This window comes from Coprococcus sp. AF16-22, assembly GCF_003461545.1.
GTDB lineage: Bacteria > Bacillota > Clostridia > Lachnospirales > Lachnospiraceae > Coprococcus > Coprococcus aceti.
Genome location: NZ_QTXH01000001.1, coordinates 33,595 through 53,313, shown reverse-complemented (window position 1 = coordinate 53,313; position 19,719 = coordinate 33,595). Strand labels below are relative to the sequence as shown.

The following is a 19,719-nucleotide window of genomic DNA, read 5'->3' as shown; positions in this document are numbered from 1 at the left end:
CCTTTACTTGTTCATCCTCTGTCTTACGACCTCATAAGCCAGAACTCCGGCAGCAACTGACGCGTTGAGTGAGTCTATGTCTCCCTTCATAGGAACAGATACGACATAATCACACTTCTCCTTGACCAGTCTGCTGACGCCGCTTCCCTCATTACCTATGACAAGTCCAAGGGAACCTGTGAGGTTACACTTGTACATGAGTTCTCCGTCCATATCCGCACAGGCGAACCACATGCCTCTATCTTTCAGCTCCTCTATGGTCTTGCTGATATTTGTCACCTTTGCAACAGGTGTATAATTGATAGCTCCCGCTGATGCCTTTACAACTGTAGCTGTGATTCCGACTGCACGCCTCTTAGGTATGATTACACCGTGGGCACCACAGAGATTCGCTGTTCTGATGATCGCACCAAGATTGTGTGGATCCTCTATCTCATCAAGTATGAAGAAAAATGGATCCTCTCCTCTGCTCTCAGCCAGTGCAAACATATCCTCTATCTCTGCGTACTTATATGCCGCTGCATGTGCAATCACTCCCTGATGCTTGCCAGCCTGTGACATCTGGTTTAACTTTTCCTTTGAGAGGTAGTTTATCACTGTATCCTGCTTCTTCGCCTCCCTGACTATGCTGTTCACGATCCCATCCCTGCATCCGTCAAGGACATACAGCTTATCTATGGTCTTGCCTGATCTGAAAGCCTCGAGGACTGCATTTCTTCCCTCTATGACAAATGCTTCCTCATCGCTCTCTGTCTTAATGTTATTCTCAAATTCTCTATTCTGCATCTTTTTCTCCATCTGTACTCTCTGTACTCTTTTCAAGTGTTGAGGTATCCTCTATTGTATCTTCCTGTGCTGCTTTGCCCGGATCCTTGTGCTGCTGTTCTGCCCTGTCCGTTTCAACTGGATCATGGTTCAGTATGATCCTCGTGATCTCAAACATCCTGTCATACTGCTTATCAAGATACAGAAAGCCTATAAGGCACTCAAAGCCCGTTGCCATTCGGTACTGTCCCACAGTCGCATTCTTGGCTGTTGAATGAGTCTTGGTGTTCCTGCCTCTCTTGTATATCCACTCTTCCTCCTCGGTGAGCAGTCCGTTGTCCAGAAGATACATTATATATCCCGCCTGAGCCTCCGCCTTCACAAGCTGACTCACCTCTTTGTGGTATTTGTATGCCTGCTTGTTATCCTTTGTGACAGCAAGGGTCTTTATGAGAAGATCAAACACGCTGTCACCTATATATGCAAGTGAAAGCGGTGAATACTCCCTTGGATTAGTGTATGTCACCCCGAGTATCTCAGTAAAGTAACTGTCTATGCTCTTTTCCATTTTACGCCCTCTCTGGTATCCTCAAGGATAATTCCCATATCACTGAGCTGGTCACGGATCTCATCTGCCCTAGCAAAGTTCTTTGCCTTTCTTGCAGCCTGTCTCTCCTCGATAAGAGCCTCTATATCTGAATCAAGTATCTCTTTCTTCTTCTCTGTGATGATTCCAAGTATGTCGCAGAGCTTTGTCACTGTATTGAGCACAAGCTCCACAGTAGACTTTGTTGAATCCTCTGTCACATTTACATTTGCATATTTTACGAGCTCAAATATAACTGAGATCGCATCTGCAGTGTTGAGGTCGTCATCCATGGCTGCCTCGTATTTCTTCACAAATGCATCCATCTCGTCTGCAACTGCCTTATCTACTTCTCCTTCTGTTCCGCTTATAGACTTCAGTCTGTCAACTGCTGTAAGGATTCTCTCAAGGCCGTTCTTTGAAGCCTCAACAAGGTCTGCTGAGAAGTTGAGCGGACTTCTATAATGGGCTGACAGCATGAAGAATCTGATGACCTGAAGAGGGTACTTCTCTGCTATCTCTCTGACTGTGAAGAAGTTGCCAAGTGACTTGGACATCTTCTCATTGTTGATCTTGAGGAAGCCGTTGTGCATCCAGTATCTTGCGAACTCTGTGCCATTTGCAGCCTCACTCTGTGCTATCTCGTTCTCATGGTGTGGGAATATAAGATCCTCTCCACCCGCATGTATATCTATTACATCTCCGATATATTTCTTGGACATAACCGAGCACTCAAGATGCCAGCCTGGTCTTCCATCGCCCCATGGTGATGGCCATGATGGCTCGCCCTCCTTCTTTGGCTTCCAGAGAACGAAATCAAGCGGATCCTCCTTCTCATCAACACCTGATACAAGAAGGTCTCTGTTACCTGAACGGAGGTCATCGATATTCTTCTTGGACAGCTTGCCGTAGTCCTTGAACTTTCTGGTTCTGAAGTATACGGTTCCATTCACCTCGTAAGCGTATCCCTTCTCTATAAGAGTCTTTACCATCTCAATCATATCCGGTATCTCTTCTGTTGCCTTTGGATGTGTTGTCGCCTCACGCACATTGAGAGCCGCCATATCCTTCTTGACCTCTGCGATATATCTCTCTGATATAACGCTGGCATCCACCCCCTCCTCATTTGCACGCTTTATGATCTTGTCATCGACATCAGTAAAATTCGATACATAATTGACATCATAGCCCTTGTACTCCAGATATCTTCTGAGCGTATCAAATACTATCATTGGTCTGGCATTTCCTATATGGATATAATCATATACAGTAGGACCACATACATATATTCCCACCTTACCCTCGTTGATAGGCACAAACTCTTCTTTTCTTCTTGTGAGCGTGTTTAAAATCTTCATAAATATAATGTCCTTTCTATATTGGTCGATAATATATCTGTAAGCAAACAAAAAACTTCGTCCCAATATACATATGATATGCATATAGAGACGAAGTATTATCTCCGCGGTTCCACTCTGATTGTATTAAATACTACAATTCCTGTTCTTCGCCTTTTGTGTCTAGTATATGTGCGGGTGCAGGCTTTGTCAATAATTTCATTTTATAATTGTACTGGACATAGCACCAATTATTTACTAGAATAAACTGAATAAAACAATCAGGAGGATACCTATATGTCAGATATAAACAATAACGAAACCGACGAAATGGATATCGAGATGATCGATATAACATACGAGGATGGAACATCCTGCACATGTGAGATCATTGCCAAATTCGAGGTAAATGACATCTCTTATGCCGCTCTGCTTCCTGCAGATGACGAGGATGCCGATATCATCGTGTACAGATACAGCGAGCAGGGAGACGATGTCACCTTGGACGAGATCACCGACGAGGCTGAGTTCAACGATGTCGCTGACGCCCTCGACGAGATCCTGGACGATCTGGAATTCAATTCAGATGACGAGGAATAATATCCGTACATCTATGCGTTTTCTATAAGCTCGTTATTTATCGTGTATTCAAGGCTGAGCGTCTTTGTTTCATGTATATCATCGAAGTGGACACACAGCTTTCTGTCATCTACATATGTGATGACTCCACGTCCATACCGCTTGTGGATTATGGTGTTTCCTGTTTTTATCAGAGACCTGTCCACAAGCATTTCCTGGACAAATCTCGAGGTCACCGCTTTTCTTCCATACATTTTCTGGGGAACATACACATACAGTCCATACTTAGCCCTCGTGACTGCCACATAGAACAGCCTGCGTTCCTCCTCTATATTTCCATCTCCAACCGATTTCTTATGAGGCGTTATGTCCTCAACAGCATCCATTATGAATACATATGAATACTCAAGTCCCTTTGAACAGTGCATAGTCGAAAGTGTGACTGTATCACCCGCCACACTGCCCTGCCTGCTCTGCTCTCTGAGCTGTTTTGTGTATTCGTCTATATACTCCATCCAGCCGTCGAAGCTCAGGAAGTCTTTTGCACTGTCCTGTATCTCCTCCAGGATATCAATATAATCATCCTCACTCACGCCCCTGTACTCAGCATATTCCCTCACATACGCATCCAGTCCAACCGCTTTCCTTATATAATTCACAGCCGCGTACGGTGCAAGTCTGCTTATCCTCTCCAGATCGTTCTCAAGGACATTTATGTTGTTGACTATCCTATACTTATCCTTATAATTCTGCCTCAGCTCCTCAAAGTTCACCACCGGCGAATCAAATGCATCCCTGCTTATATACCTGTTCGGCTTATTGATGATCCTGAGGACCGTTCTCCTGTCCCTGCTGCCCCTTGCAAGCCTTATATAGTCAAATATGTTCTCAGCTAGGAAGTGCGTGAAGATATTTGGTATGTTATCCTTCATCAAAAATGGTATGCCATTTTCCATGAGCTTTGAAGCCAGCGCCCTCGGCTCGGTATTCGTCCTGAATATGATCGCCATTTCACGGTATGGAATACCAGCCCGGTTAAGCTCTGTTATCCTGTCTATGATCTTCTTATTCTGCTCCGTCATGCTGTCCGTCTTAACTATATGGACTCTGTCGCTCTGTCCCGCGGCAAATGCCGACCTGAGCTGCTTCTCATATCTGTCCCGGTTGTTCTGTATTATCCGCTTCGAGCACTCAACTATATCGTAGCTACAGCGGTAATTGACATTCAGGTATTCTATAACCGTACCATGGAAATCCTCCGGGAACTTCTTCATTATAGCCGGAGCAGCCCCCCTGAAGCCATACACCGACTGATCATCGTCACCCACGGAAAATACGTTCTGTCTCTCTCCGGCCAGCAGCTTCACAATGTCATACTGGATCATATTTATATCCTGGAACTCATCTATGAGTATGTACCGAAACTTGTTCTGCCACATCTTAAGTATGTCTGGTCTCTCCGACAATAGCTCATATGTGAACACCAGCATATCGTCAAAATCTATCTTCCCGCATCTTCTCAGGAAATTCTCATACTCATCGTACACAACTCGGAAATCCTCAGGCTTCATCGTTGTGCTCTCATAGTTCTCAAGACTCACTCTCCCGCTCTTGACATTGCCTATCTCCCCGACAACATTCTTGGCAAAATCCTCCTGACTGTCATACCTAAAGCCGTGCCTGTCTATGCTGTCCCTTATGACTCCATACTTTTCTGAATCCGTGACGATATTCGCCGCTGTGTAATTATATGCATTTCTGAGTATCCAGAAAAATACAGAGTGAAACGTGCCAAAGGTTACCCCGCGGACGCCCGGACACAGCTCCTGAAACCGCCCCTTCATCTCATTTGCCGCAGCCTTCGTGAAGGTTATGACCAGAATATTGTCAGGTCTCACACCATGTTCTTCTGTAATGTATTTTATCCTGTGGGTGATGACCGTAGTCTTACCTGAACCAGGCCCCGCTAGCAGCAGCATCGGCCCATCGCAGTGTCTCACCGCTCTCTTCTGGGATTCATTAAATTCCATCTGTATATCCTTTCACGCAAATATAAAAGGCGGTCAAAAGTTTACCCTTTAACCGCCTTCTCATATCTGCCAGTTATATCAGCATGATATATATCATTACTTACCGCAGCACTTCTTGTACTTAAGTCCGCTTCCACATGGACATGGATCGTTTCTTCCAACCTTTGGTGCCTTGATGATAGTCTTAGATGACTTCTGTATCTTGTAGAGCTCGTCTCTCTTTGCCTTGGAGAATATTCCATCCCACTGAGGAAGAGTGTAAAGCCACTCTGCATTGCACTCAACCATGTTCATATAAAGCTTCTCATAATCTATAGGAAGCTTAACCTCTGAGTCCTCTGTCACATCATCAAGATTGTTTGATTCTGCAAGACTGTCATCTATTCCGTCGAGGAATCCGATCATATACTGAATAGTGAGTCCGTACTTCTCAGCAAGCTCTTTTACAGTTCCATGTACAGGGTCTGCAAGAGGATTAGCAAGAAGCTGCTCATATACGCCCTTCTCTGCCTGGAAATAACTAACCCAGAATTCCTTTCCCTCAGGTGTTCTGTCATCTAATCCGTATGCGTAATCACGCCATTCTTTTAATAAACTCATTTCATCTACCTCTTAAGTATTTTTTGAACTTTAAAGAGTATATCAAATTATGTAATTTTTTTCAACATATTTGTACTGTTCTACTTGTTCTGATCTCTCATATCTTCGCCCTTGCGTCTGAGCACCCTGGCGATGAGCCATATTCCCCAGCACACAACAGGAATGACCACATCAAGGAATATCATACCCATCAGATTATCACTTCCGGTTATTCCCATTATAAATGTCGCAACATACATTCCGATGAGCACAAGTACAAGCACTATAGCTCCAATTCTCTTCAATATATCCATATCAGTCTCTCTTCTTTATCTTATCAAAATACGCCTTGATATCTCTCTCATAACCATTGTCCGACGGCTCATAGAATACCCTGCCTGCAATCTTATCAGGAAGATACTGCTGGTCAACGTAATTATTCGGATAATCATGAGCGTATTTGTATCCTGAGTGTCCAAGCTTTGCTGCACCGCCGTAATGTGCATCTCTGAGATACACCGGAACCTGGCCCGTGTCCTCATGCTTTACCGCATCCATAGCCGCAAATATCGCATTCACCACAGAATTGCTCTTCGGTGCACACGCAACGTAGGAAGCCGCATGGGCAAGTATTATCTGTGCCTCAGGCATTCCGACTCTCTCCACAGCCTGTGCGCATGCCGACGCCACCACGATAGCATTCGGATCAGCATTGCCCACATCCTCACTGGCACATATCATGATCCTTCTGGCAATAAACTTTATATCCTCACCTCCGTAAAGCATCTTTGCAAGGTAGAATATCGCCGCATCAGGATCTGATCCACGCATGCTCTTTATAAATGCGGATATTATATCATAATGATTATCTCCGTCCTTGTCATATCTTATAGCTCTCTTCTGGATACATTCCTCCGCCACTTCAAGCGTTATATGTATCCTGCCGTCCTTGCTTCTCTCCGTCGACAGGACTCCGAGTTCTATGGCATTTAACGCACTTCTCGCATCTCCCGACGCCATGTCTGCAAGGAAGTCCTCGGCATCCTCATCAATGTCTGCATCAAATGCACCCATGCCATTTTCTGAGTACACTGCCTTGTGGATGAGCTTCTTGATGTCCTCTCTGGACAATGGATTGAGCTGAAATATATGAGATCTGGATATGAGAGCTCCGTTAACCTCAAAATAAGGATTCTCCGTGGTCGCTCCTATGAGCACCACCGTTCCATCCTCAACAAATGGCAGGAGATAATCCTGCTGTGACTTGTTGAATCTGTGGATCTCATCGATGAACAGTATAGTCCGTCTGCCATACATAGCCTTGGTATTCTTCGCCTCTTCCACAACCTTTTCCATGTCCTTCTTGCCCGCCGTTGTGGCGTTGAGCTGTCTGAACTCCGCTTTGGTTGTATTGGCTATGACCATGGCAAGCGTAGTCTTGCCGGTCCCCGGAGGGCCATAAAATATAAGCGAACTTATCTTATCCGCTTTTATCGCCCTGTACAAAAGCTTGTCCTTGCCTATAATATGTTCCTGTCCAACCACGTCATCAAGGCTGGTCGGTCTCATTCTTTTTGCCAGAGGAGAATCATCCTCCGAGAAATTCTCCCTCATATACTCAAATAAATCCATCTTTATGTCCCTGCCATCTAATATTCAGTGTCATAAGACACTTCGAAGCCCGATATCTTGCAATAACGGGCTTCGCATGTATCAATATCATATCATCTACTTGATAATGTCCAGTTTCTTCAGCATGTCATTAAACTTCATGATATCAATCGGCTTACATATGTAATCATCATAATCGTCGCTGGCGAGATTGCTGTCAAAGCTTGCCTCGTCAAGTGCGCTAGTCATTATGACCTTCGATCTGAGCATCCTTGACACTCCGTGCTTTCTCTCTGCACTTCTTATGGATGCCAGAACTTTATACCCATCTATCTTTGGCATCATGATATCAAGACACACCAGCTCGAACAGTTCGCCCTTCTCAAGAGCATTTACAAATTCATCAACCGCTGCGATTCCATCAGGTGTTATGACCACATCACCAAACTTACTCAAATACTTGGATAAAAATTTTGCATTTGCAACATCATCCTCAGCTATTAATATCTTCATGACAATTCCTCCCTAATTTTACAACCTAAGTACTTTCTCAAGATGACTGAGCATCTCCTTGATCTCAACCCTGAAACTCTTCCTTGAGTATTGGTTTCTCCGTTCAAGCAATCCCTCTGTAAAAATTCCGTTGAACATGAGCGTAAGTTCCTTCGGTGAGAAAACCGCTCGTATCTCCTTGCTTTCAATCGCACTCTGAAATAATGTGCACACAAAATCATTACGCTTCAACATACATTCAGAGATGATCTCTCTCGTCTCTGACATGTGAAGCAATTCTTCATAATGCAACATTATCGCACCCATACCAATATAGTTATCATAATATGTTGCATATGTATCTGCATAATACTTGATCTTATCCAGGTATGTCCCGTCAAGTCTCTCAACAGTCCTCTGGATATTGACATCAAATGCCGCATATTCGTTCACAACCGCTATAAGTACCTCATCTATACCCCCAAAATACTTATATATCAGCGTATCAGATATATTCTGCTTTCGTGCAAGGTTCTTCGGTGTAAGAGCATGTAATCCCAAATCTCCAATTAGTTCGATAGCTGAAGCGACAATTTTATCTCTGCACGAAATATAACTATCCTCCAATGTCTGTTCCTCCCATTAAACATAATTTTTGCCCTTAGAACACTGGTTTTATTCTATGTCATGGGATATATTTTGTCAACATTTTAGACTATCAAGAGTTTTCCTTTTTCCCTGCTGTACATATACAGACTGTCAGACAGATAATCCATGGCAGACACTGTTACCTTGTTCGCCTCTCTTATGAGATCCTTGTAATAATCCTCTGTGTAATCCGCACTTGCCCTGATAAACAGCAGCTCATGCACACTGGATGGCAGGATATATATGTCATCACCCACCATATTCGCACACTCCTCAAGCATTCCATCATACAGTACGGCCGTGGCCCCATTGATACCGTGCGTGTTTGACAACATGTACAGTTCGTCCACATTGTCACAGTCGTCATCGAAATCTATCCCTTCATATCTGCCCTTCAGCGCATCAAAAAGGTTCTGCCTTACACACGGAAACATTCTCTGGGTGTTCTTAAGTGCATTCTTATACAATGTATCCAGACTGACTCTCCACCTCTTCACATCATTATTGTTGACTATCGTGGTTGCCAGGCCGTCGTTATCCAGACTCAGCACCCTTCTGAAAGTTATCGCAAGATCATTAAACTCTATAAATGGTGCACTCTCAAGCAGCCGGCTATTTCGCTCCCTGTTGACAAGCCGCAATATTATGTTGTCCATAACCTTCGTCTCATCCACCACATCGCGTATATCAAGCTTCCTGCACCTGCAGTTCGCCTCTCTGAGCCTGCATATATCTTCCATAACAACATCAAAATCCATCCCCTGCTCATAATCCCTGTAAAACGGATCAAGATATATCGTAGGACACACCTCTTCAGAGCTCTTGCACACATTCATCGCAGTGAGCTCCACCCCATTATTCTTCAAAACCTTATTGACCCGGATGTCTGATCCATCTCCCTGTCTGAGAAGTCTGCTTCTCATTTCATCCACTACTCTGGCTATAAATTCATCAAAATTCATTCAATTCTCCTTTTACAAACAAAATCAAACGAAACGTCCCGATATTTTTTCCTGAAATATTTCATGGGTGAATTCTATAGAAAAACTCTGCCAAATTCAATAGTTTTGGTGCGCTTTATAGTGGAATCCTGCGCTTTATATTGGAATCCTGGCACAGTTGTTGCCGCCATATCAAGAAAAAACCGCCATGCCTTCGGCACAGCGGTCTGTTTATTATCTCTCCTGTATATAATTTGTAAGGAACTCTGTGAATTTATCCATCTCTTCATCCGTACCAATGGATATCCTCAGATAATTGTCTATACGTGGTTTGTCAAAATATCTGACATATATATGGGCATCCTTCGCAGCCTGGAATATCTCCTTTGCCGGAATATCCTTATGCGTTGCAAATACAAAGTTTGCAGACGAAGGAAGGCATGTAAAATCAAGTGGCTTTATAGCTTCCACGAATCTCTCTCTCGTGGCGACCACCTTTGAAACAGTCTCCTTAAAATACTCATCGTCCTTAACTGACTCTGTTCCCATTATCAGTGATGGTCTGTTCATTGTATATGAGTTGTATGAATACTTTACGTCATTGAGGGCCTTTATCAGAACCGGGTTGCTTATTGCATATCCTATCCTGAGTCCCGCCATGGATCTCGACTTTGAGAACGTTCTTACAACCACAAGATTGTCATATTTGTCTATAAGGCCAAGTGCCGACTCGCCGCCGAAATCTATATACGCCTCGTCTACTATGACTATCGAATCTTTGTTGTGGCTGACTATATCCTCCACATTCTTTATGTCCTCGTATATTCCTGTAGGGGCATTTGGATTAGGGAATACGATTCCCCCGTTCTCTCTGTAGTAATTCTCCTTCACCAGCCTGAAGTTTTCGTCAAGTGCCGGTCTCTCGTAAGGGATACTGAAAAGCTCTGCCCACACATCATAGAAGGAATATGTAATGTCAGGGAACAATATTGGTTTGTCAGAGTTGAAAAATGTAAGAAACGACATGGCAAGCACATCATCCGAACCCACTCCCACAAATACCTGTGAAGGATCAACTCCGTGATACTCTGCAAGCACATCGACAAGTGCCGATGCTGTTGGATCCGGATATAATCTGAGTGTATCGATATCCACTATTGCATTCTTCACTCTCTGTGACGGGCCGTACGGATTCTCATTCGTATTGAGCTTTATCACATCTGTATCCTTAGGCTGTTCACCCGGAACATAAGGTTCTACTTTTCTTATATTGTCGCTCCACGCTGCCATATTATTCCTCCTCATTCACCTGTGCCAGCTTTGCTGTCTGGTCAGCCGCTATAAGACTGTCTATAAGTTCATTCAGATCTCCGTTCATGATCTGGTCAAGCTTGTATAATGTGAGCTTGATCCTGTGATCTGTAACTCTTCCCTCAGGGAAATTGTATGTTCTGATCTTCTCTGATCTGTCTCCTGTTCCTATCTGGCTTCTTCTGTCCGCAGCCTCTGCGTCATGCTGCTTCTGGAGCTCCATGTCGTACAGCTTTGATCTCAGAAGGGCAAATGCCTTTGCCTTGTTCTGGAGCTGTGATTTCTCTGTCTGGCTGTAGATCACTATTCCTGTAGGTATATGTGTAAGACGTACTGCCGAATCGGTTGTATTGACACACTGTCCACCGTTTCCGGATGCTCGCATTACATCTATCCTTATATCATTCTCATTTATCTCTACATCAACTTCCTCAGCCTCAGGCATAACCGCAACTGTTATGGTCGATGTATGGATTCTTCCGCCTGACTCTGTCTTAGGTATACGCTGTACTCTGTGTACACCACTCTCGTACTTCATCTTGGAGTACGCACCGTCTCCGGTGATCATGAACACAGCCTCCTTGAATCCTCCGATACCGTTCTCGTTGACACTCATAAGTTCAACCTTCCACTTGAACTGGTCAACATATTTCTGGTACATTCTGTACACCTCATATGCGAACAGAGCAGCCTCATCTCCGCCTGCACCGGCACGGATCTCCACGATTACGTTCTTGGAATCGTTAGGGTCCTTTGGAAGCAGAAGAATCTTGAGTTCCTGCTCTATGGTCTCGAGATTCGCCTTTGCCTCATTCATCTCTTCCTTTGCCATCTCGCGGAGCTCCTCGTCGCTCTCCTCCTCAAGAATCTCAAGACTGTCCTCTATGGTAGTCTTTGCATCCTTGTACTCATGGTACTTCTCAACTATAGGTGAGAGATCGCTCTGCTCCTTCATGAGCTTTCTGAATTTGTTCTGATCTGACACAACATCAGGATCGGTGAGCTGATTATTTATCGTATCAAGCTTATCTACAAGTTCTTCTAATCTGTCAAACATATCTATACCTCTCTATATTCATTCTGTCACGCTGTCTCCTGCAGCGTTAAATCTACCGGTTATCTTCTCTGTCATATCTGCCGTACACCACCCGGTCATTACCACTCAGATCCTGTACAACATGTATATCGTCATAACCTGAATCTACAAGGAGGTACTGTACATCTTCTGCCTGATCATTGCCAATCTCGAATACAACATATCCTTCATCCTTTATATATTCTCTCGCCTTATCGGCTATTATTCTATAAAAATACAATCCATCCGCCGTTCCGTCAAGTGCCAGATGTGGTTCATGCTCCCTGACCTCCGGCATTAGTGTCTCTATGACATCACTTCTTATATATGGAGGATTCGACAGTATGAGGTCATATTTCCCGGATATCTGCTCAAAGAGATCCGTCCTGACCACTTCAAATCTATCATCCCCTGCACACAGTTTCGCTACATTTCTCCTTGCAAGACCGATCGCTGCCTCAGATACATCGGCAAGTACGATCCTGCTGTTCTTGTTCCAGAGTCCAAACGATACTCCTATGCAGCCCGAACCGCAGCACATGTCCAGAACATCAACGTTATGGTCAGCGTCCTTTACAAGCTTCAATGCCGTCTCAACAAGAGTCTCTGTGTCCATCCTTGGAATGAGCACATCTTCTGCGGTATCAAAATCATATCCCATGAAATTCTGCTCACCTGTGATATACTGAAGCGGAATCCTTGTGCTCCTCTTTTCTATGAGCTTCATGTAGGCTTCCGATTTATCATCATCCACGTCATCTTCTCTGGCCATGATCATATCCATACGGTTCATACCCGACAGGTACTGCCACAATATATCAGCGTCTATATCCGCATCAGGAACATCACTTTTCTCCAGCCTGTCCCGTCCCATTCTCAAAAGTTCACACAGCTTCATCTCTATCGAAATCCTTTAATCTTCTATCTCGCCCTTGTGCATGGCGTCCTGGTATGCCTCCCAGTCTATAACTGCCTCCACGGACTTTATCGCAACTGCTATCATGTCAAGATCCGGCTCCCTTGTGGTGAGTCTCTGAACCCACATTCCCGGAATTGACAGCGCATTTGCAAGCTTTGAATCACTCTTGCCAGCAAACATTATAAATTCGTATGATATACCGGCGATTACCGGAACCAGCAGCAGTCTTATGACAAGTCTGAGCCATGCCGTATCTGCGCTTATAAACATGAAAACAATTATGCTTATTATCATTACGATGAACAGAAAGCTTGTTCCGCATCTCTTATGATATCTTGAATACTTCTTCACGTTCTCCGGAGTCAGTGGCACCCCAGCCTCAAAACAGTTGATCGTCTTGTGCTCTGCCCCATGGTACATGAACACTCTCTGTATATCCTTCATAAGCGATATGAGTGCCACATATCCCAGGAATATTCCAAGTCTTATAACTCCCTCTATGGCAGACATTATGATCCTGTTATCTATAACCTTGTCTATGAGTTCCCCGATAAATGCAGGAAGCATCATGAATAACGCGATGGCAAATACAAGTGAAAATAACACTGTACCTATCATCGCCGCATCGTCCGCTCTTTTCTGCTGCTCAGGTGTCCTCTCTTTTTTCTTTTCTTTTTTCTCTTTCTCCGCCTTCTCAGGCTCCTCGTCATCGTAAAACGATGCTGAGTATGTGAGGGTCTTCACTCCTATCACGAGGGATTCCACGAAATTGACAACTCCCCTGATTATAGGAACTCTGAAAAATACACTTCTCGATGCCATGGACACATAATCCACAACTTTCACTTCTATATCTTTATCCGGTTTTCTGACTGCCACCGCATATCTGTCGCCATTTTTCATCATGACACCTTCCATGACAGCCTGACCGCCTATTCTTACTCTCTTCACGCCAATCTCCTATCGGTATATTTAACTGGATAATAAAAAAACAGCTTGAGATTATTGTAAAATAACCTCAAGCTATCAACGTTTTTATTAGTTGGCCTGAACGCCATACTTCTTATTAAACATATCAATTCTACCACGTGCTTTGATTGCCTTCTGCTGACCTGTGTAGAATGAATGACACTTTGAGCAAATTTCTACGTGAATCTCTTCCTTTGTTGATCCTGTAACGAACTCGTTACCACAGTTACATACAACCTTTGCCTGATAGTAATCTGGATGTATTCCTTTACGCATTCTTTTTCACCTCTTTACATATATATTTATATATGAGAACAGGCATAAAGCCAGGGTTCTTCATAACACAACTTCTGTATTCTAACATAGTGACCAGTACAATGCAAGCAGTTTTTTGATTTTTTTGACAAAATCATCTCAACAATCCTGCTGTTATTTTCTGAGAAGTGACTGCTTTACATAGTGGATAAATTCTTTGTTGTTTCTGGTACGAACAAACAGCTTTCTGACATCCTCAAGAATATCCTCTGATTTACTTCCCATGAGCTCCTTGTGAATGGCTGTGACAACCTCCTGCTCTTCCTTGTTGAGCAGAAGATCATCTCTTCTGGTGCCGGATTTTGCTATATCTATGGCAGGGAATATCCTCTTCTCTGAGAGCTTTCTGTCAAGCACAAGCTCCATGTTACCGGTTCCCTTGAACTCCTCAAATACAACGTCATCCATCTTGCTGCCCGTGTCGACCAGCGCTGTGGCAAGGATCGTAAGGCTTCCTCCCTCACGCATGTTTCTGGCGGCACCAAAGAATCTCTTTGGCATGTGAAGCGCTGCAGGATCAAGACCACCTGACAGAGTTCTTCCGCTAGGAGCGACCGTGAGGTTATACGCTCTTGCCAGACGTGTGATACTGTCGAGCAGGATCACGACATCCTTCTTGGACTCCACAAGTCTCTTTGCTCTCTCAATGACCATCTCTGACACTCTCTTATGATGCTCTGGAAGCTCATCAAATGTTGAATAGATAACCTCCACATTAGGGCCCTCTATGGACTCTCTTATGTCTGTTACCTCCTCAGGTCTCTCATCTATGAGAAGGACGAGCAGGTGCATATCCTCATATCTTCTGCTGATCTGCTTTGCGATCTGCTTGAGAAGAGTCGTCTTTCCTGTCTTAGGTGGTGAAACGATCATGCCTCTCTGTCCCTTACCTATAGGGGCAAGAAGATTGATCATCCTGATAGGGATAGGAGCACCGTCTCCGTCAAGCTCTATCCTCTCATTAGGGAAGATAGGGGTCATCTCCTCAAAGCTCTTGCGGGCCGCTATGACCACAGGATCCTCATCGTTCACGCTTGCCACATATAAAAGGGCACTGAACTTTTCTCCCTGTGTCTTGTTTCTTATATTACCTGTGACTATATCTCCTGTCTTGAGACCAAATCTTCTGATCTGTGCCGGTGACACATATATATCCTGATCTCCCGGAAGATAGTTTGCACTTCTTATGAAGCCATATCCCTCAGGCATGACCTCAAGTATTCCGTGAGCCTGTCTTCCACTGTCGAGCTCCGGCAGATACTCGTTCACGTTCTGTGCCGCCTGATTTGACTGGACTCTGTCCTGATTCTGGCCTCTGTCCTGGTATCTCTCCTGGCTCTGACCTCTGTCCTGATACCTTTCCTGGTTTCTGTCCTGATTCTGACCTCTATCCTGGTATCTCTCCTGATTCTGGCTGTGATCCTGATATGTAGCCATTCTTCTCATACGTCTCTGTCCATTGTTCTCCCTGAAATCATCACCTCTTGAGCCCTCAGAGTGATGTACTATCCTGGTTTTTCTGTATTCTGTGTCTCCGGCTGTCTCTCTGACCACATGCTCGGTCTTAGGCTCTGACACATTTTTCTTATTTTCCACTGAAACCGCTGTCACATGCTCCTCCACATATTTTATGAGGAACTGCGCAAGCTCCGCCTTCTTCATTCCCGAGCAGCCTTTTATACCATTATCCTTGGTAAACTGACGCAACTCTGCAAGAGAAGCTTTACTAAAATCCATATATAATTGTCTCCTTTCACTGAAACCAATGATTAACAAATAAATTAAGTATTATGGGAATATAAACACTCTAAGAAATAAGTAGTGTCTCTCAATGATACATCAAATTCAATTACGGTAAAAAAATAAAAATGCGCTAAGCACGCATATTATTCTCGCTCATTATAACATAAATAGAACAATTGTAAATATATTGATTTTAAATTTTACTAATGTTATCATATGAATGTTGTCCGTTCATCAGCACGGACAAACATTTTAACAAAGGATACACGATATGGGAACCGAATCTATTGTATTATATAAACTCATAGTGCTCTATATGCTTGACAGAGTTAACTTCACTCTGACCAATTCACAGATTTCAGACTTTGTTCTGGAGAAGGGCTACACCAATTATTTCACTCTTCAGGAAGCCATAAACGGACTTATAGAAAGCGAATTTGTATATGTATCAAGCATAAGAGGCGCATCCCATTATAAGATAACCTACAAAGGTGAGGAAGCCCTGAGCATGTTCGAGAACAGGATCCCATATGCCATCAAACAGGATATACTGGATTTCTTTGAGAAACAGCAGATCAACCTCAAAAAGGAAACTGAGATACAGTCTGACTACTACCTCAACGATTCCAATGAATATACCGTCTCCTGCGTCATCAACGACAGGAACGAGCCGCTGCTGGATATAAAGTTCAGCGTGCCTACCCAGGCCGTGGCTGTTGCCATATGTGACAACTGGCGTCAGAAAAGCACTGAGATATATGATATACTCGTAAAACAGTTATGGGCATCCAACACATCCAGCTAATATCAGCATAAAAATGACTGAGAATACCGAAAAGAATTATACTCCTCGATATTCTCAGTCATTTTTTTGTCTATTTATCTGACTATATGTTCATGTTACTTTACTGCTGCTCCTGTGCCAGTGTCTCCTCTATGAGATTCCAGATCTCATCTCTTCCCTGCTTTGTCTGTGCGGAGAACGGTATCATCGTTGTTCCAGGAACAAGATCCAGTTTCTCACGTATGAGCTTCAAGTTCTTCTGAACCTGGCTTCTCTTGATCTTGTCCAGTTTTGTGCAAATGATCACCGGCTCATAGCCATTGTCCACGATCCAGTCATACATCATGCAGTCATTCTCCGATGGCACATGTCTTATGTCTATCAGCAGGAATACCTTTTTGAGCTGCGGAGAACCGTGAAGGTATCTCTCGATCATCTTGCCCCATTTTGCTCTTATCTCCACCGATACTTTTGCATATCCATATCCCGGCAGATCCACAAAGTACAGATTTTTATTTACATTATAGAAATTGATCGTCTGTGTCTTACCTGGCTGCGCGGATGTTCTGGCAAGCGACTTCCTGTTAAGCAATCCATTTATCAGAGATGATTTTCCTACATTTGACTTGCCGGCAAATGCGATCTCCGGGAGATCGTTATCAGGTAATTTACTTGTAATTCCACACACAGTCTCAAGCTCAGCGCTCTTTACTATCATATACTTCTCCTTATCTGACAAGGGCAAGGTCAAGCACCTGCCTCATGTCTTCCACTAAATGAATATTGACTCCCGATGTTATCTCTTCATCCAGCTCCAGATAATCGCTCTCATTTTTCGACGGTATCAGTATATCTTTAACACCGATCATCTTGGCTGCAAGGAGCTTCTCCTTCAGGCCTCCAATAGGAAGCACCTCTCCTCTGAGAGTTATCTCTCCTGTCATAGCTATTCTGCCATTAACCGGCACGTTAAATATGGCTGAATACAACGCTGTCGCCATGGTTATTCCGGCAGACGGACCATCCTTTGGAACTGCCCCCTCCGGTATATGGATATGGAAATCGTGCTTTGCAAAGTAATCGTCTCCAAGCGCCAGTGATTCCTTGAGGGATCTGATATAACTCATTCCCGCATAAGCGGATTCCTTCATAACATCGCCCATCTTACCTGTGAGCTGAAGAGTTCCTGTCCCCGGAAGCACATTGACCTCTATCTCCAGAGTGACACCGCCAACCGCCGTCCAAGCAAGGCCTCTGACAGCGCCAATTTTATTCTTCAGATTTCCATTCTCATCTTTATATTTGTATGGGCCAAGAAAATCCTGGATATTCTTCTTTGTGACTTTGACCACATCCATCTCACCGGTGAGTATCTTGCGGCAGGCCTTCCGACACACCTTGTCTATATTTCTCTCAAGACTTCTGACTCCCGCCTCTCTCGTGTAGTGGCTTATGATCTCCCTTATGGCACCGGCATCTATCTTGAACTGAGATTTTGTCAGTCCGTTCTTCTCACGGGTCTTCTCCACAAGGTACAGCTTTGCTATATGATACTTCTCATTCTCCGTGTATCCCGATATATTTATAACTTCCATTCTGTCGAGGAGCGGCCCCGGTATACCGGAGAGGTCGTTCGCCGTTGCTATGAACAGTACATTGCTCAGATCCACCGGTACTCCAAAATAGTGATCATTGAACTCTTTGTTCTGCTCACCATCAAGCACCTCGAGAAGTGCCGATGACACGTCTCCCTTGTAATCACTGCTCACCTTGTCTATCTCATCGAGAAGCATGAGCGGGTTGTTCGTCTTTGCCTTTATCATGGATTGTACAATCTTTCCAGGCATAGCTCCCACATATGTTTTCCTGTGACCTCGGATCTCCGCCTCATCGTGGACTCCGCCCAGTGATAAGCGGACATATTTCCTCGATGTTGCACGGGCTATCGACCTTGCTATAGATGTCTTTCCTGTTCCCGGAGGTCCCACAAGACAAATGATCGGAAGGTCCCCCTTATTGCTCAATATATGAACAGCAAGATAATCAACGATCCTCTCTTTGACCTCCTCAAGGCCATAGTGATCTTTGTCAAGTATGTCTATGGCTGACTGCAGATCATTATTATCTTCCGTTGACACATTCCACGGATAGCTGAGCATCACATCGATATAGTTTGCCGACACACTGCTCTCAACTGCATTCTGAGGTATGCCCTTATAGTAATTTATCTCTTTTTCTATCTTATCGTATACTTCCTGGCTGCAGCCCGCCTCATCGAGTCTCTTCTGAAATTCTCTGACATTTGCATCTACGCCGTCGTCACCAAGCTCCTTACGGATAACGGACATCTGCTCTCTGAGCACATACTTTCTCTGATTCTCAGCGGTCTCCTGATTGACCTTTTCCATGATCTCTTTCTTGATCTTGCCGATTCCGAGAACTTCCTCCATTATCTGTATCAACCTCATAGCGCGGCTTCTGACATCTAGCATCTCCAGAAGCTCCTGCCTGTTGTCATCAGATATATTCACATAGTCGGCCATGCTGTCAACCAGCTTTCTGACAGACTTGAATGAACGTATCTCCCTGTACAGAACGTTGTTCTTCACTATACCCTCGTCAAATGCTTCCTTAAGCTTTTCCTTGAGTATGCTCTGTATAGCCTTCTCCTCATCCTCGCTGATGTCGTTAGTCTCCTCCACATCTGTCACGTGGCACACATAATATTTATCCTTGCTGTAATCCACAAGGCGCGCTCTCTTCTCAGTCTGTATGAGAACTCTCATGCCTTTGTTCTGAAGTCTGACAAACTGCTTTATCCTGGCTATGACACCTATCTCATAAAACGAAACTGTCTTATCGCCGTTCTTATGAACAGGATTTGCCAGAAATATACATTCCTCATTCTTGACTGCATGTCCCACCGCCTCGCAGGCTTCACGCGTTGTCGCATCAAGATAGAAGGACAATTCCGGCATAACCACGCCATCGTCAAGACTAATCATTGTCATCTCTAACATTTTCTCATTCATACC

20 protein-coding genes are annotated in these 19,719 nt (G+C 44.1%); 2 read left to right on the top strand and 18 right to left on the bottom strand.

Annotated features, from left to right (window positions below; all coding sequences use genetic code 11):
• Window positions 1-3: 3 nt before the first annotated feature.
• The 3 genes from rlmB to cysS are packed head-to-tail and all read right to left on the bottom strand — an operon-like array spanning window position 4 to window position 2,709.
• Window positions 4-786 carry a 23S rRNA (guanosine(2251)-2'-O)-methyltransferase RlmB gene (gene rlmB, locus DWW60_RS00245; protein WP_015534148.1) on the bottom strand — a complete coding sequence of 261 codons (783 nt, stop codon included), beginning with the start codon at window positions 784-786 and terminating at the stop codon, window positions 4-6.
• Window positions 776-1,333 carry a Mini-ribonuclease 3 gene (locus DWW60_RS00240; RefSeq protein WP_015534149.1) on the bottom strand — a complete coding sequence of 186 codons (558 nt, stop codon included), beginning with the start codon at window positions 1,331-1,333 and terminating at the stop codon, window positions 776-778. The genes rlmB and DWW60_RS00240 overlap by 11 nt, the downstream gene beginning before the upstream one ends.
• On the bottom strand, window positions 1,318-2,709 hold the full coding sequence (cysS, locus tag DWW60_RS00235; protein WP_117548823.1) for a cysteine--tRNA ligase: 1,392 nt from the start codon (window positions 2,707-2,709) through the stop codon (window positions 1,318-1,320). Before cysS ends, DWW60_RS00240 begins: the two co-directional genes overlap by 16 nt.
• A gap of 276 nt (window positions 2,710-2,985) precedes the next feature.
• Between cysS and DWW60_RS00230 the strand changes: the two genes are divergently transcribed.
• Window positions 2,986-3,288: a DUF1292 domain-containing protein gene (locus tag DWW60_RS00230; RefSeq protein ID WP_015534151.1), complete on the top strand. Its 303-nt coding sequence runs from the start codon at window positions 2,986-2,988 to the stop codon at window positions 3,286-3,288.
• 11 nt (window positions 3,289-3,299) lie between these two features.
• On the opposite strand, the gene DWW60_RS00225 is transcribed toward DWW60_RS00230, so the two are convergent.
• The 13 genes from DWW60_RS00225 to rho all read right to left on the bottom strand — a co-directional run bounded on the left by DWW60_RS00225 (window position 3,300) and on the right by rho (window position 15,894).
• Window positions 3,300-5,297, bottom strand: coding sequence for an ATP-dependent helicase (locus DWW60_RS00225; RefSeq protein WP_022216019.1), 1,998 nt, complete (start codon window positions 5,295-5,297; stop codon window positions 3,300-3,302).
• Window positions 5,298-5,393: 96 nt separating this feature from the next.
• The gene (locus DWW60_RS00220) at window positions 5,394-5,897 is read right to left on the bottom strand and encodes an SEC-C metal-binding domain-containing protein (RefSeq protein WP_055144187.1); all 504 of its coding nucleotides are present in this window, start codon (window positions 5,895-5,897) and stop codon (window positions 5,394-5,396) included.
• 80 nt (window positions 5,898-5,977) lie between these two features.
• Window positions 5,978-6,190 carry a hypothetical protein gene (locus tag DWW60_RS00215; protein WP_015534154.1) on the bottom strand — a complete coding sequence of 71 codons (213 nt, stop codon included), beginning with the start codon at window positions 6,188-6,190 and terminating at the stop codon, window positions 5,978-5,980.
• Between the two features lies 1 nt (window position 6,191).
• Complete coding sequence (locus DWW60_RS00210; protein ID WP_117874158.1) at window positions 6,192-7,508, bottom strand: replication-associated recombination protein A; 1,317 nt, start codon at window positions 7,506-7,508, stop codon at window positions 6,192-6,194.
• Window positions 7,509-7,604: 96 nt separating this feature from the next.
• A complete protein-coding gene (locus tag DWW60_RS00205; RefSeq protein ID WP_015534155.1) occupies window positions 7,605-8,000 on the bottom strand; it encodes a response regulator in 396 nt (131 codons plus the stop codon).
• A gap of 18 nt (window positions 8,001-8,018) precedes the next feature.
• Window positions 8,019-8,606 (bottom strand): TetR/AcrR family transcriptional regulator, encoded by a 588-nt coding sequence (locus DWW60_RS00200; protein WP_117874157.1) that lies wholly within the window; start codon window positions 8,604-8,606, stop codon window positions 8,019-8,021.
• 83 nt (window positions 8,607-8,689) lie between these two features.
• Complete coding sequence (locus tag DWW60_RS00195) at window positions 8,690-9,589, bottom strand: DUF5688 family protein (RefSeq protein ID WP_015534156.1); 900 nt, start codon at window positions 9,587-9,589, stop codon at window positions 8,690-8,692.
• A gap of 213 nt (window positions 9,590-9,802) precedes the next feature.
• Window positions 9,803-10,858, bottom strand: a complete 1,056-nt coding sequence (hisC, locus tag DWW60_RS00190) for a histidinol-phosphate transaminase (protein WP_022216024.1) — start codon at window positions 10,856-10,858, stop codon at window positions 9,803-9,805.
• A gap of 1 nt (window position 10,859) precedes the next feature.
• Window positions 10,860-11,936, bottom strand: coding sequence for a peptide chain release factor 1 (gene prfA, locus DWW60_RS00185; RefSeq protein ID WP_015534158.1), 1,077 nt, complete (start codon window positions 11,934-11,936; stop codon window positions 10,860-10,862).
• 52 nt (window positions 11,937-11,988) lie between these two features.
• Window positions 11,989-12,852, bottom strand: a complete 864-nt coding sequence (gene prmC, locus DWW60_RS00180; protein WP_015534159.1) for a peptide chain release factor N(5)-glutamine methyltransferase — start codon at window positions 12,850-12,852, stop codon at window positions 11,989-11,991.
• A 15-nt stretch (window positions 12,853-12,867) separates the two neighbouring features.
• Window positions 12,868-13,824, bottom strand: coding sequence for a DUF1385 domain-containing protein (locus tag DWW60_RS00175; protein WP_199414439.1), 957 nt, complete (start codon window positions 13,822-13,824; stop codon window positions 12,868-12,870).
• Between the two features lie 87 nt (window positions 13,825-13,911).
• Window positions 13,912-14,118: a 50S ribosomal protein L31 gene (gene rpmE / locus DWW60_RS00170; protein ID WP_004853176.1), complete on the bottom strand. Its 207-nt coding sequence runs from the start codon at window positions 14,116-14,118 to the stop codon at window positions 13,912-13,914.
• Window positions 14,119-14,271: 153 nt separating this feature from the next.
• Window positions 14,272-15,894: a transcription termination factor Rho gene (rho, locus tag DWW60_RS00165; protein WP_055144179.1), complete on the bottom strand. Its 1,623-nt coding sequence runs from the start codon at window positions 15,892-15,894 to the stop codon at window positions 14,272-14,274.
• A 277-nt stretch (window positions 15,895-16,171) separates the two neighbouring features.
• Between rho and DWW60_RS00160 the strand changes: the two genes are divergently transcribed.
• Window positions 16,172-16,705 (top strand): DUF4364 family protein, encoded by a 534-nt coding sequence (locus DWW60_RS00160; protein WP_015534160.1) that lies wholly within the window; start codon window positions 16,172-16,174, stop codon window positions 16,703-16,705.
• Between the two features lie 100 nt (window positions 16,706-16,805).
• On the opposite strand, the gene yihA is transcribed toward DWW60_RS00160, so the two are convergent.
• Window positions 16,806-17,402, bottom strand: coding sequence for a ribosome biogenesis GTP-binding protein YihA/YsxC (yihA, locus tag DWW60_RS00155; protein WP_015534161.1), 597 nt, complete (start codon window positions 17,400-17,402; stop codon window positions 16,806-16,808).
• A gap of 10 nt (window positions 17,403-17,412) precedes the next feature.
• Complete coding sequence (gene lon / locus DWW60_RS00150; protein ID WP_117874156.1) at window positions 17,413-19,716, bottom strand: endopeptidase La; 2,304 nt, start codon at window positions 19,714-19,716, stop codon at window positions 17,413-17,415.
• Between the last annotated feature and the right edge of the window lie 3 nt (window positions 19,717-19,719).